A 14,773-nucleotide genomic window follows, 5' to 3' on the forward strand; every position below is an offset into this window, starting at 1 on the left:
GGCGCAGTCCTAGGCCCTGACCAGCACCGTCGCCACCATTTCGCGCCGCACGCGAAAGCCGAGCTTCTCGTATAGGCGGATCGCGTGCGCATTGCCGGCGTAGGAGTGAAGGAAAGGCGTTGCGCCGCGCTCGGTCATCCCGGCCATGACGCGGCGGATCAGCCTGGCGGCAAGGCCCTGCCCCTGGAATTCGGGCCAGGTGCAGACGCCCGATACCTCGTCGAAACCGGGTGCCGGACGCATCCGTTCACCGGCCATGGCCATGAGCCGGCCCTGGTCGAACAGGCCGTAGAACTGTCCGTAATGCCGTGTCTTGTCGCCCCAGGGACCAGGCTCGGTCGCGAGGGCGAGCGCGGTCATGGAAGCCGCGTCGGCATCGCCAAGCAGCACCGCCTCTTCGTCGCCCGGTTGCATCGGGGCCGGATCGTCGGCGACCATCTGGACCAGCGCCGCCACCCGCGCGACCCGGGCGCCGGGCGGCGCCGGCCATTCCTCCGTCTCGACCAGCCAGGCTTCGCCATGGTCAAGCAAGGCTGCCAGCGCGGCCTGTGCCGGCGCGCCCCGGTCGCGGGCGGCGGCAAAGGGACCGAATCCGGGGTCGAGCCGCAACGCATCGCCCGTTGCGATCGCCAGGTCCGCCTGACGTCCGGTCAGCGCGCCCCAAACGGGCCGGTCGAGCGGATGAGGCGTCACACCCCCTCCAGCAGGCGGTCGGCCTGGGCACGCGCTTCGGGGGTGACTTCGGCGCCCGAAAGCATCCGCGCGATCTCCTCCTGCCGGCCGGCGGGATCGAGCAGGTGAACCGAGGTGCGGGTCACCGTGCCCTCGCTCGACTTGGCGATGACGTAGTGCTGGTTGCCGCGCGCCGCGACCTGCGGGCTGTGCGTGACGGCGAGAAGCTGCCCCCCGCTGGCGAGCCGCGCGAGCCGCTCGCCGATCGCGCTGGCAACGGCGCCGCCCACGCCCCGGTCGATCTCGTCGAAAATGACCGTGGCCGCGCCGCCCTGCTCGGCCAGCGCGACCTTGAGCGCAAGGATGAAGCGCGACAGTTCGCCGCCGCTCGCGATCTTGCCGAGCGGTGCGAAGTCGGCGCCGGGGTTGGTGCTGATCAGGAACTCGACCGAGTCCATGCCGCCTGGACCCCAGCGCTCCTCGTCGAGCCGGCGCACGGCGGTCTGGAACCGCGCGGCGTCGAGCTTGAGCGGCGCAAGTTCGGCCGCCACCGCCGCGTCGAGCCGACCCGCGGCCTCGCTCCGCCGGACCGACAGCGCCTTCGCCGCCGCGCGGTAGGTTTCGCCGGCCGCCTGCGCTGCCTGTTCCAGCGCGCCGAGACCGGCCTCTCCGCTCTCGATCAAGTCGAGCGCATCGCGCATCTCGCGCATCAGGCGCGGCAGGTCGTCGACCTGGACCTGGTGCTTGCGCGCAGCGGCACGCAGGTCGAACAGGCGGGTCTCGATCCGGTCGAGCGCGGCGGGATCGTGGCTGAGGGCGTCGGCGGCGCGAACCAGCTTGTCCTCGGCCTCCCCGGCCTCGATCACCGCGCGGTCGAGCGCGGCGAGGGCTTCGCTCAGCAGGGAATGCTCGGCCGCGATGCGGTCAAGCCGCCGCGCCGCGGTGCGCAGCGAAGCGAGCGCGGAATCGGAACCCGCCCACAGCTGCTGCAGCTCGGCCAGGTCGCCCGACAGGCGCTCGCCCTTCTGCATGGCCGAGCGCGCCTCGGCCAATTGCTCTTCCTCGCCCGCCACGGGTTCGAGCGCGGCCAATTCGGCCAGATGCGCGATCAACAGGTCGCGATCGGCCGAGGCGCGCGCGACGGCGGTGCGCGCTGCATCAAGCGCATCGCTCGCCTCGCGCCAGGCGCGCCAGGCGGCTTCCACACCCGCCGTGTCGGCGCCCGCGAAACGGTCGAGCAGCAGCCGGTGCCCGCGAGGATTGACCAGGCCGCGATCGTCATGCTGGCCGTGCAGTTCGACCAGGTGCGGCGCCAAGTCGCGCAGCAGCGAGGCGCTGACCGGCTGGTCGTTGACGAACGCCTTGGACCCGCCGTCGGCGCGCAGGCGGCGCTTGATCAGCAGCGGTTCGCCCGCCTCGACGTCGACCTCGGCCTCGTCGAGCGTGGCGCGAATGCCGGAAGGGAGCCGGTCGAACTCGAAGCTGGCGACGACACTGGCCTGGTCCTCACCGGCGCGGACAAGGCCGCTCTCGGCGCGGTTGCCGAGCACCAGCCCCAGGGCGTCGAGCAGGATCGACTTGCCCGCCCCTGTCTCGCCGGTCAGCACCCCGAGCCCCGAGGTAAAATCGAGGTCGAGCGCTTCGATCAGGACGATGTTGCGGATGGCGAGGCGGGTCAGCATGTTCGCGAGTCGTTCTAGCCTGTCAAACCGCGCCCGTCACCCGTCGCACCGGTCAATCCACCCTGGCGCGGTGGAAATTGCCACAACCGGGCCCAGTCCGCACGCAGCACAGGCGATTTTTGCGCGACGAATGCGGCATCTGGATGCCCAGGTCGGTCCTTTGAGATTCCACGATAAGTTGCCGCGATCTTGACTTGCGCGCGAATGTCCGAGTGCAATTTTCGCTTCTTCTGGGGGACCTGCGACTGCCATCTCGCTTGACAACTCCAAGACCGAGGCATTGAATAGCCTGGTTAACGGGGCGTACGGCATTGCCCAATGGGCGAGTCGTCACAACAAAAACAAGCAGACTGGCCGCCCGTAATCGCTCGATCCGAGGCGTATTTTCTGCGCGAATCAAACTAGTCGACCATTGATGTCTTTATGCGGACTCAAGCTCTTTGCTGATCGAGTTCCGCTGTAATACGCCTGTAATTGTCGTGTATTCATTCTGAATTGTTGCCGACGATAAAGTTGCCAGGGCCGCAAGATCGAAATTCCGCACCAGTGGTGCGTTCTTTTGCGCAATTCGAGCCTGGCCCGCTTCCTCTGACTGGACGGCCGGACCGATCATCGAGGGGATTTTTCCATGGCCATCACCATCAACGTCGCTCCGTCGCTCGTTCTCGATGAAACCGACGGCGTTCAGTACGGCGCTGACAGCACCGTGCCGCAATTCGACTACGACGTGCTGGTCGGATACGACGACACTTCCAACGACCTTACCAGCCCCTCCCTGCTGCCCGACAGGGCGCTTGATGCCGAATTCCTGACCTACATCGAAGGGCTGTTCGCAGCCGATGCCGCCGAGGATGCGGCCCTGAACTTCGTCGAACTGATCGGCGGCGCGTCGAGCAGCGGCAGTTTCATCACCGTCACGGCCGGCGCGGGCGAAACGGTCAACAACCTCTACTTCTCGGTTTCCAACGGCAACGGCCTGATCACCACGGTCAAGTCAATCGCCAACGAGGACCTCTATTTCCACATCGATGCCAACAATTCGGACTTCGCCACCCTGACGACGCTGGGCGGCCGGATCGTTGCGGCGTTCTACCTCGACGAGGCGGACAACCACCTCAGCGCGCAGGTCCAGATGGTGACCTTCGAACCGCTGCGGCACACCGATACGAGCAGCACCGACGAGCCGATCAACTTCTCCGACGTGCTGCAGGTCAGCGTGGCGAGCAGCACCAACTTCACCTTCGACAACCTGCCTTCGGGCAACTTCCTCTACGCCGCCTTCGGCAACACCACCTCGGCGCTGCTGATCACCGGTGCGGACCTCAGCGTCAGCCGCGACGGATCGAAGTTCGGCGAAGTGATCAAGAACGACAGCGACACGGTCAACACCAGCCAGGCCGCGCCCGGCGCGCAGGCCACGATCGGGATCAATTCGCAGCATTTCGTCGCGGGAGGCCAGGGCCAGAACCTTGTCGACGGCGACCAGGCGGTCTTCACCTTCGTGTCGGGCTTCACCGAACTGTCAGGCCAGACCGTTCCGGCGACCGGCACAAACGTCGAGGAGATCGCCTACAGCGCCTACGTCAACACCAACGGCGCCGGGATCGACATCTCGCAGTTGACCGGCAACACGCCGAATGCGGACATCCGCATTTCCGTATGGGAAGCCGATGCGAACAAGGCGACAGCCGCGCTCGATGTGGAGACCAGCTTCTCCTACATCGACAACTCTCTCCCGGCCGGCACAGCCGTCGTCAACGACGACACCGCCCTGAACGACGACACGGCGATTCCGGTGTTCCAGGTCAAGGTGAAGCACGCCGGGACGACCTACACCTTCGACAATGCCAACGGGAACGGCGACGACACCCAGGGCGGCGTCACCGTCAACTTCGAGAACGCCCACACCTTCACCGTCGTGGGCCTTGGCAGCTACGATTCGGTCGACTGGACGGCCTATGCCAACGACACCTTCAACCGCGTCAAGGTTCAGGCGCTGTCGACGACCGACCCCTTCGACCTTGGCGGCGTTCACATCACCCAGGGCACGACCAGCAGCGTCGGCGTCGGATCGCACCTTTACGTCGATGACGACGCGCCGGACATCACCGCCCCCGGAACCGAGCCGATCCTCACGGTCGATGACAGCAATTTCGCTGGCGACGACACCAAGGACTTCTCCGGCGTCTTCCTGCGCGACTTCGGCACCGACGGCCAGGCATTGGTCGATCCGGTCATCTATTCGCTCGGCATCGGCGCCGGTTCGACCGGCCTTCTGGACACCCTGACGGGTCAGGAAGTGGTGCTCTCGATCGTCAGCGGAGTAGTCTACGGCAAGGTCGGCACGGAGGAAGTGTTCCGCGTCTCGGTGGACGGTTCAGGCAACGTCACGCTGAACCAGTCGCGCGCGGTCGTGCACGACGATCCGGACGATCACGACGAAAGCACCAGCCCGGCCATGTTGGCGAGCGACGCGCTGATCACGCTGTCATCGACCATCAAGGACCGCGACGGCGATACCGACAGCGAAACGATCCTGATCGGCCGGAACCTCAACTTCCGCGATGCCGGCCCGTCGATCACCGCGCCAGGCGACCAACCGGTCCTGACCGTCGATGAAACCATTCTGGGCAACAACGACAGCGATTCGTTCGCCAGCGTCTTCCTGCCCGTCTACGGCAACGACGGCGCCGCGGCGACGCCCGTCACCTATGCGCTTGGCATCGCCGCCGGACCGACCGGGCTGTTCGACACCGAGACCGGCCTGGAGGTCGTTCTGTCGGTTTCGGGCGGGCAGGTGTTCGGCAAGGTCGGCGCGCTGACCGTTTTCGTGGTCAGCGTCGACGCATCGGGCAATGTCTCGCTCGATCAGCAACGCGCCGTCGTCCATGGCGACCCCGACGACCCGGACGAAAGCGACACGCCGGCGATGCTGGCCGACGACGGCCTGATCACCCTGACCGCGACCGCCCACGACAAGGACGGCGACAGCGCGCCGATCACGATCGGCATCGGCCGCAACATCGCCTTCGAGGACGACGGGCCGATCCTGACCGCGCCGGGCACGCCGCCCGAACTGACGGTCGACGAAAGCGATTTCGGTGACGATGACTCGGCGGACTTCTCCGGCGTGTTCAGCCCGGACTTCGGCGAGGACGGCGAGGCCCTCAGCGATGCCACGACCTACGAACTAGGCTTCAACGCCGGTGCGACCGGGATCTTTGACACCGCGACCGACCAGCAAGTCGTGCTGTCGAAGGTCAACGGGGTGATCATCGGTTCGGTCGGTACGGACGAGGTCTTCCGCGTTACGGTCGATGGCGACGGCAACGTGACGCTCGATCAATCGCGGGCGGTACGGCATCTCCCGAACAGCGGACCGGATCAGTCGACGACGCTGGCAGCCGACGACCTGATCACGCTGACCGCGACGATCACCGACAAGGACGGCGATCACGACAGCGAGACTGTCGGCATCGCGCGCAGCCTCAATTTCAAAGACGACGCGCCTGTAGCAAGTCTGGACCGAATTCCAGACGTTTACGCCACGGTCGATGAATCGGTTCTTACCACCAACGCCGTCGTTCCCGGCGCCTCGCTGCTGGACCCCGACTATTCCTATGGCGCGGACGGTCCGGGCACGGCGCTCTACACGCTCGACGTGCTGGACACCGGGCCGACCAACCTGACGACGACCGCGGGCGACCCGATCTCTCTCGTCGAATTCAGCACGACCGAGGTGCGCGGGATCTACAACGGCAACCAGATCGCGTTCATCGTCGTGATCGATCCGAACAACGGGTCGATCCTGCTCGATCAGATCGTGGCCCTGTATCATCCCAACCCCGATAACCCGAACGATTCGGTCTTCCTCGACCAGGGTTATCTCAACGCGGTCCTGACCGTCACCGACAAGGATGGCGATCACGACACTGGCGAAGCCGACATCGGCCCAGCGCTGGAGTTCGTCGACGACGCACCGACGGTCCAGGCAAGCCTGGTCAACGCCCCGCTGTTGACGGTCGATGAAAGCCAGCTGGGCACCGACGATGACGCGGGCTACGCCGCGCAGTTCACGCCGGACTACAACAACGACGGCCCGTCCGGCACCATCGATACGACCTATGCCCTGTCAACGGCGGGCGGCCTAAGCGGCCTTACCGACACGCTGACCGGCAACGCGGTCTACCTGTTCGAGGAAAGCGGCAAGATCGTCGGGCGCGAGGGCACCAGCGCCCTCGACGCCTTTGGCGGCGATGCCGTGTTCGAAGTCAGCGTCAGCGATACGGGCCAGGTCACGCTCGACCAGCTGCGCGCGATCGTCCACCCGACGGCCGATCCCGACGAGCCCAAGGGCCTGTCCGGGTCGAACCTCGTCGTCCTGACCGCGACCGTTACCGATGGCGACGGTGATGAGGCTTCGGCGCCGCTCGACCTGACTACCCGGCTTGTGTTCAAGGACGATGGTCCCGATGCGACACTCGATCGGATCGAAGGCGTATCGGCGATGGTCGACGAAACCGACCTTGCCCAGAACGGCTTCGTTGCCGGCGCGTCACTGCTCACGCCCGGAATTGACTACGGTGAAGATGGTGCCGGTAGCGCCGGCTACACGCTCGACGTCACGGACGCCGGGCCGACCAACCTCACCACGACCGACCTTCAGGCAATCCATCTGGAGGAAGTCAATTCGACCACCGTGCGTGGCATCTATGGCGCCGGCCTGGTGGCGTTCGAAGTCACCATCGATGCACTGACGGGCAGCGTCACGCTGGACCAGAAGGTTGCGTTGTACCATCCGGACGACGGCGACGACGACGATTCCGTCTACCTTGACCCCGGCTTCCTCGACGCGGTCCTGACCGTCACCGACAAGGACGGCGACAGCGACAGCGATTCCGCCGATATCGGACCCGCACTGGAATTCCAGGACGATGGGCCTTCGGTTACCGGCAGTAACGTGACGGTCGACGTCGACGACGACGGCGGCGCGGGCGGCAACGATGGCGGCGCGGCCGACGACGACAAGCTGCGCGTCACGCAGGGCAGCATCACCGCCCTGTTCGACGGCGGGGCGGATGGGCTGGCCGACTTCACCCTGTCGATCGCCAATTTCGACCTGAACAATCCCGCGCCGGTGATCTATTCGCAAGGCAGCCTGCTGCTTTACCACCAGGTCGGCGATGTCCTGACCGGCTATGTCGAAACCAACGGCGTGTCGGGTTACCAGGTGGCGGACCGCGAGGTGTTCACCTTCGAACTCAACGTCGCCGGCGTTAAGGGGGATTTCGAATTCACCCTGATCGACCAGATCGACCACGATCCCGGCAACGATGAAAACAACAAGGACCTGCAAATCGGCGTCGTGCTCCAGGCAGTCGACGGCGACGGGGACATTTCCGTCGCGGCGGACAACATCGACCTGACCATCGACGCCGACGATGACAGCCCGGTCATCCTGACGCCCGACAAGCCAGGCCAACCCGGCGTGCCCGACGACGACGCCACCGGATCGAACGATACCATCACCACCGATGGCGCAACGGGCAAGTTCGTCTACGCGATCGGTTTCGACGACCGCGAGGGAACGACCTATTCGGGGACCAATTCCGACCTCATCGTTACGTTTGCCAGCGGGACCGTCTTCAATGTCGTTGGCGGCACCCCGATCGCCGGCGGACCGGTGACCTGGGATTCGGAAGACGAGACCCAGGCGACCTTCCGCATGGCCTTCAGCTATGTGTCCGATCCGGGCAGCGGCGCGACGACCGACAACGTGGCGTGGATCACCTTCGACAAGGATCTGCATACCTACACCTTCACGCTGGATGACCCGATCCTGAGCTATGGCGTGATCTCGCTGGCGACGGCGTCGAACTTCACCGGCTATCTGAAGGACACTCACACGGTGACCGGATCGCAGCCACCGGTGACCGTGGCCGCCCTGGCCAGCGACTTCTTCGTCCAGTTCACCGGCTTCGAGGAAACCGGCGGCGGATCGGACGGCAAGAACGCCGCGCAGCAGGCCAGCCAGTCGAACAACAAGAACCTCGACGCGCTGGCGCCGGGCGAGGCCTGGAGCAACGGCGACGACGACAATTTCGCCGCGGGCGAACTGTTCGTCCAGTCCAGCACCTGGGTCAGCGTATCCGGGATCGCGGCCGGGACCGCCGGCGATACGATGCAGGCGGGCGAAGTGCTCGACTTCAATTTCTACCGCACCAACCCGTTCGGCTATCGCAACCTGGCCATCTTCGACGATCCCAACGATCCGGGATCGCCCGACACGCCGCCGGCGGTGGCAACGACGGGGACGATGTTCATCGAGTTCGACGCGCTCGACAACGGCGAGGACCTGGTCGTGGTGCTCAAGCTGGTCGACAAGGACAATTCGAACCTGACCACGACGCGCGCGGTGATCGTCCAGTACCAGGACATCTTCCACTTCGCCGAACGCGACCAGATCCCCGACACCTACGTCAACTCTGATACGATCGACCAGAATGACGGCCTGATCGTGATAGAGAGCAACGACTACAACATCCTGCAGAACGACAACTGGACGATCGCGGGCGCGCAGGTCGTGGCGTCGACCGAAGGGTTGAGCGGCCAGGGGATCAACCTCAACCGCGCGGTTGGCGCAGGCGGCCTATCGCCTTCTACACTGGTCGATTTCACCACCACCAAGGACAGCGGCGGCAACAACGGCGGGACCTGGGATGGCGACGTGTTCAAGATCGTCAACATCGGCTTCCTGACCGAGATCACCCCGGATTCGCAGTTCGAGTTCAACGTTCAGGTGATCGACTTCGACGGCGACGCGTCGGCGACCCAGACGCTGACCATCGACATCGTGGGCGGCGATCCGGATGCCGCGGCGCTGGCGATAGTCCCGCTGCTCGCCAGCATCCCGTACGACACGCTCGACATGTCGCCGCTGGCCGTGATTGCCTGATTGACGAGCCCCCCGCGCGGACCGTCGGCTGCCCTTTCGCCGACGGTCCGCCAACCGGGGGAGCGGTCAGAACTGGACCTTGAGCGTGCCGCCGAAGGTCCGCGGATCGCCCGGCGTGCCGACGATCAGGCCAGTGCTGCCGGGCGCCACCTGCAGCAGTTCGAAGTACTGGACGTCGAAGGCGTTGCGCACCCAGCCGTAGAGGTCGATCCCGCCCTTGGTGCGGAAGCCCAGGCGGAAGTTGGACAGGACGTAGCCGTCGATATCGGTCGCTGCCGAAGGCGACGGGTTGGACGAGAAGTGCGTGCGCGCGTTGCCGTCGAAGCCGAAATAGACCTGGCCCTCCCTGGCGAACAGCCTGGCCGGCACGTTGACCTCCGCCCCGTAGGACGCGCTCCACTTCGACACGCCGGGAAGCGGGGCGCCGGAAATGTCGCAGCTCGCCGGGCTGTTGCCGCCGGGCGTTCCGGCAGGCGATGCCGGGATGCCCGCGCCGCCGCCCGACAGCCCCGGCGGGCACGGCGCACCGGTAAACTTGCGATAGGTCGCATCGGTATAGGCGCCGTTGGCATAGGCCTGGAACCGCTCGCTCGGCCGCAGCGACAGGTCGGCCTCGAAGCCCTGGGTGCGGACCTTTTCGGCGTTGGCCAGGTAGCCGCGGGTCGTGCTGACCTGGCCCGCGTTGACCAGCGCCTGGAAGTCCTTGATCTCGGTCCGGAAGGCCGCAAGGTTGAGGGTCACGACATCGTCCAGGAAGCGCGACTTGATCCCCACTTCGTAGTGGTTGACCGATTCGGGCCGGATCGTCGCCACCGCCAGGATCGGCTCGCCGGTGGTGGTATTGTTGGGCACGCCGTTGAGGTTGATGCCGAACGATTTGAAGGTCTTGGCATAGGTGCCATAGACCAGCACCGACGGCGAGACCTTGTAGCTGACGTTGATATCGTAGGAGAAGTTCCAGTCGCTGTCGGCGACATCGAACTTCTGCGGCGTGAACTGGTCGCGGCGCGCGGCGGTTCGGATGTCGGTGATCGGCAGGCCGGTGACCGGATTGGTGAACAGCACGGCGCCGCCCTGTCCGTCGAATACCAGGCGCTGGTAGCCGCCGCTCTTCTTGTCATAGTTGACCCGCACGCCCGGCTGGATCGTCAGCGCATCGGTGACCTTCCAGGCGAACTGGCCGAACAGCGCCGCGCTGGTGTTGTTGAGGTAGATCGTGTTGTAGGCGGTCAGCCCGTTCAGCACGCTGGGATCGCAGGCAAGCTGGTTGGAGGCGCTGGGCCCGCAGCCCGGCTGGCCCGGAGGCGCGGCGGCGACCGAACCGGGGTTGAGCAGCCACCGGCTGGCCGCGCTGCCTAGCTGTTCGGTGCCCTGGGTACGGACGGTCTGGTAGAACCCGAAGGCGCCGAGCACGAAATCGTAGCGCGGCCCCGAATAGTTGTAGCGCAGTTCCTGCGTGTACTGGTGCTGCTGTGACGGGTTCTGCGACTTGGTGGTGATCGGCAGGCCGGTGAAATCGCGGTCGTTGGCCGGCTTCCAGTCCCAGAATCGCCAGGCCGTGACCGAAGTCAGGGTGCCTTCGCCCCGGTCCCACTTCAGCCGCAGCGCCGCGCCGCCGATCTTGTTGCCGGCGTTGAGATCGGCATCGACATCGGTCAGCCGGTCGAACGGATTGCGGCTTGCCACCTCGTAGCCGAGCGACTGCGCCAGTGCGTCGTACTGTCGGTTGGCGGCGCGCTGGGTCGGCGTCACGCGGGCGAAGACCGTCCCGCAGCATTCCGGATCCTGGATCGAATAATCGCCGGACAGGGTGACGTCGAGATCCTCGTTCGGGCGGTAGAGCAACTGCGCCCGGAAGCCGAGGTTGTCCTGCTCGTTGATCCAGTTGCCGCTGGCGACGTTGTAGACGGTGCCCCGGCGGCTGGTGCTCGACACCGCGATGCGCGCGGCCAGCGTGTCGGACAGCGGCCCCGATACGGCCGCCTTGGCCTGCTTGAACTGGAGGTTGCCGACGCTCACCTCGGCCCGGCCCTCGAAGTCGAAGGTCGGCTGGCGGCTGGTGATGTTGATCGCGCCCGCGGTGGTGTTCTTGCCATAGAGCGTGCCCTGCGGACCGCGCAGCACCTCGATCTGGGCGACATCGAGGAAATCGAAGGTCGAGGAGGCGGCGCGGCTGTAATAGACGTCGTCGACGTAGATCCCGACGCCCTGTTCGAAGCCGTCGTTGGTCAGGCCGAACGGCGCGCCGATGCCGCGGATTGCAAGTGTCGTGTTGCGGGGGTTGGACGAGCTGAACTGGACCGCCGGGGTGAGTTGCTGAAGCCGGCCGACATTGAAGGTCCCGGTGTTGTCGATGTGCTCACCGCCGACGACCGAGATCGCCAGCGGAACCGCCTGCGCCGATTCCTGCCGGCGGCGCGCCGTCACGATGATTTCCGGCTCCTCGTCGGCGCCGGTGCCGACGGCGCTGGGCTGGTCCTGGGCTGTGGCAGCCGGTGCGGCGGTCGCGGCATGGGCCGGAACGGCAATCAGGAAGGTCGAAGCGAGCAGCGAGCTACGGACAAACAAATGCATGTGCCAAATCCTTGGTAGGGAATTGGTTGCATCCGGCGGTCCGGTCTGCCCCCTGTGTGAGCGAAGAACTGGTTGGTCCGGGGCCGGTCATGCGCGGCCGGCCCCGGAAAGGAAATCAGGTGAAGCGCTGGCGTTCAGTCACGTCGAGCTGGACCACCTTGCCGTCGTGTACGGTCAACTGGACCACCCCGTACCGCATCCGCGAAACCGCTTCCGCAACCGCCGCAAGGGGGGGTCCGGCCGCACTGGAGGGACGCGCGGGCTGCTGGGCAAGCGTTTTCAAATCACCGGCCATCACCGATCTCCTTCGCCACTGAGGGTATCTCTACTGAATAGATAGACAAGTGCAGAATCGCTTGCCGTCGATGAAGCGCGGCTTTTGCGGGCCGGATCGAAATACGGCACCGGTGCCTTGGCGCAGAGCTGTAACAGGGCTGTCATACCGCCACACAAACGCAACATCGCGCGCGCAATAGCTGCGTCAATGACCGCGGTCGGAGACACGGCAATGGCGAATCGCAAGACCCCGCAGATGATCATGGGCGCCCTGCCCGACTGGCTAGACCGGCCCGAACCGCGCGGCTTCCGGCCCAAGCGCAAGTGCCGCACGATCTGGATTTCGGACATTCACCTTGGCACGCGGGGCTGCAACGCCGACCTGCTGCTCGACTTTCTGCGGGCCCACGAATGCGAAACGCTCTACCTCGTCGGCGACATCGTTGACGGCTGGCGGCTGCGCAAGGGCTGGTACTGGCCCGATGCGCACAACGAAGTGGTCCGCCGCGTCCTGAAGCAGGCGCACCGCGGCACCCGCGTGGTGCTGATCGCCGGCAACCATGACGAGATGCTGCGCCCCTATTGCGGCATGACCTTCGGCGGCGTGGAGATCGCGAACGAGGCGGTCCACGTCACAGCCGACGGGCGGCGCCTGCTGATCACCCACGGCGATGCCTTCGACGTGGTCGTGCTGTACCACCGCTGGCTCGCCTTCCTGGGCGACAAGGCCTACGAACTACTGCTGCGCGCCAACGTCGTGCTCAACGCGGTGCGGCGGCGGTTCAAGCTGCCCTATTGGTCGCTGTCGAGCTATCTCAAGAAGCGCGTCAAGAACGCCGTCGCCTATATCGGCGAGTTCGAGGAAGCCGTCGCTCACGCCGCGCGCGAGCGCAGCGTGGACGGGGTCGTGTGCGGCCACATCCACTGCGCCGAAATCCGCCAGATCGGCGACGTGACCTATTACAACGACGGCGACTGGGTCGAAAGCTGCACGGCCCTGGTCGAAGACTTCGACGGCACCATCTCCATCGTCGACTGGCTGGCCGAACAACGCGCCCAGCGCGCAGCGAAGCCGTTCGAACCCACCCTTACCGAACCGACCGAACCCACGAAGGAACCGGCATGAGAATCGCCCTTTGCACCGACGCCTGGCACCCCCAGGTCAACGGCGTCGTCCGCTCGCTGTCCACCACCGTCAATGCGCTGGTCGCGCGCGGCCACGATGTCGAGCTGGTCGTGCCCGAACAGTTCCGCACCATCGCCATGCCAGGATACAGCGAGATCCGCCTTGCCGTGCTGCCCCGCTTCGGCACCCGCCGGAGCCTGAGCGAGTTCCAGCCCGACGTGGTCCACATCGCCACCGAAGGGCCGATCGGCTGGTCGGCGCGGGCCTGGTGCCTGGCGCGCGGCGTGCCCTTCACCACTGCCTTCCACACCCGCTTTCCCGACTACGCCGCCGTGCGCACCGGCCTGAGCGCCGAACGCTTCTGGCCGCTGATGCGCCGCTTTCACGCGCCCTCGCGCGCCGTGCTGGTCTCCACCCCGGCGCTGAAGCGCGAACTGGCGCAGCGCGGCCTGCCGCAGGGCCGCCTGTGGAGCCGCGGTATCGACCGCAGCCTGTTCCACCCCGGCCACGCCCCCCTTCCCGAACTGGCCGCCCTGCAGGGGCCGATCCAGCTCTATGTCGGGCGGGTCGCGGCGGAAAAGAACCTCCCCGCCTTCCTCGACACCGATGTACCGGGACACAAGGTGGTGGTCGGCGACGGGCCGGACCTGGCGCGACTGAAGGCCCGTTATCCCGGCGTCCGCTTCCTTGGCGCACTGTCGGGCGTGGACCTCGCCCGTGCCTATTGCAGCGCCGACGTCTTCGTCTTTCCCAGCCGCACCGACACCTTCGGGCTGGTGCTGATCGAGGCGATGGCCTGCGGGCTGCCGGTGGCCGCCTATCCGGTTGCCGGACCGCTCGACATCGTCGGACCCGAAGCGCGCGGCGCCGACGGCCAGCATCCCGCCACGGTCGGCGCGCTCGACGAAGACCTGGGCCTGGCGATCCGCAAGGCGCTGCGCTGCGATCCGCTGGGCGCGGCGATCCTGGGCGCAAGCTACACCTGGGACCGGGCGACGGATCAGTTCCTCGCCGCGATCGCGGCGGCGCACGAACCGGTGGCTATTCGGCCGCGTCCTCGAACGGCGGTTCCAGCCTGATCGGATCGGCGAGAGTCAGGCGGTCGAGCATGGCCGCCATCTCGTCGCGCAGGGTAAGCATCAGCCCGCGCAGCCGGCACTCCGCCTCGGGCAGGCAGTTGGCGCATTTTTCGTGGGCGTTGCGTGCGGCGCAGGGCACCAAGGCCAGGCTGCCGCGCGTCAGGCGGATGATGTCGCCATAGCGGATGTCGACCGGCGGCAGCGCCAGTTCGTAGCCGCCGTCGCGCCCGCGGTGCGATATGACGATGCCTTCGCGGACCATTTCGGACAGGATCACCGTCAGGAACTTGCGCGGGATGTTCTGCGCTTCGGCAATCGCGTCGAGCCGCACCGGCCCTTGCCGAAATGTATCGGCCAGGTGCTGCAGGGCGCGGATCGTGTAGCGGGTTTTCTGCGACAGCATGGGCGC

8 protein-coding genes are annotated in these 14,773 nt (G+C 66.1%); 3 read left to right on the top strand and 5 right to left on the bottom strand.

Translation table 11 applies throughout. From position 1 onward, the window contains the following. Nucleotides 1–9 precede the first annotated feature (9 nt). Nucleotides 10–693, bottom strand: a complete 684-nt coding sequence (locus B0I00_RS04815; RefSeq protein WP_100866159.1) for a GNAT family N-acetyltransferase — start codon at nucleotides 691–693, stop codon at nucleotides 10–12. Next, complete coding sequence (gene recN / locus B0I00_RS04820; protein WP_100866160.1) at nucleotides 690–2,354, bottom strand: DNA repair protein RecN; 1,665 nt, start codon at nucleotides 2,352–2,354, stop codon at nucleotides 690–692. Before recN ends, B0I00_RS04815 begins: the two co-directional genes overlap by 4 nt. Before the next feature lie 628 nt (nucleotides 2,355–2,982). On the opposite strand from recN, the gene B0I00_RS04825 reads away from it, so the two are divergent. After that, complete coding sequence (locus B0I00_RS04825) at nucleotides 2,983–9,309, top strand: DUF5801 repeats-in-toxin domain-containing protein (protein ID WP_100866161.1); 6,327 nt, start codon at nucleotides 2,983–2,985, stop codon at nucleotides 9,307–9,309. A 66-nt stretch (nucleotides 9,310–9,375) separates the two neighbouring features. On the opposite strand, the gene B0I00_RS04830 is transcribed toward B0I00_RS04825, so the two are convergent. After that, complete coding sequence (locus B0I00_RS04830) at nucleotides 9,376–11,883, bottom strand: TonB-dependent receptor (RefSeq protein WP_198519137.1); 2,508 nt, start codon at nucleotides 11,881–11,883, stop codon at nucleotides 9,376–9,378. A 115-nt stretch (nucleotides 11,884–11,998) separates the two neighbouring features. Next, entirely contained in the window at nucleotides 11,999–12,178 is a 180-nt protein-coding gene (locus B0I00_RS04835) for a YezD family protein (protein ID WP_100866162.1), read from the bottom strand. A 213-nt stretch (nucleotides 12,179–12,391) separates the two neighbouring features. Between B0I00_RS04835 and B0I00_RS04840 the strand changes: the two genes are divergently transcribed. Then, the gene (locus B0I00_RS04840) at nucleotides 12,392–13,285 is read left to right on the top strand and encodes a UDP-2,3-diacylglucosamine diphosphatase (RefSeq protein ID WP_100866163.1); all 894 of its coding nucleotides are present in this window, start codon (nucleotides 12,392–12,394) and stop codon (nucleotides 13,283–13,285) included. Continuing rightward, nucleotides 13,282–14,364 carry a glycosyltransferase family 4 protein gene (locus B0I00_RS04845; protein WP_100866164.1) on the top strand — a complete coding sequence of 361 codons (1,083 nt, stop codon included), beginning with the start codon at nucleotides 13,282–13,284 and terminating at the stop codon, nucleotides 14,362–14,364. The genes B0I00_RS04840 and B0I00_RS04845 overlap by 4 nt, the downstream gene beginning before the upstream one ends. Here B0I00_RS04845 and B0I00_RS04850 read toward each other — a convergent pair. Further along, nucleotides 14,327–14,767, bottom strand: a complete 441-nt coding sequence (locus tag B0I00_RS04850) for an RrF2 family transcriptional regulator (protein WP_100866507.1) — start codon at nucleotides 14,765–14,767, stop codon at nucleotides 14,327–14,329. The genes B0I00_RS04845 and B0I00_RS04850 overlap by 38 nt on opposite strands. Nucleotides 14,768–14,773 lie beyond the last annotated feature (6 nt).

Origin of the sequence: Novosphingobium kunmingense (assembly GCF_002813245.1) — a bacterium.
GTDB classification, from domain to species: Bacteria; Pseudomonadota; Alphaproteobacteria; order Sphingomonadales; family Sphingomonadaceae; genus Novosphingobium; species Novosphingobium kunmingense.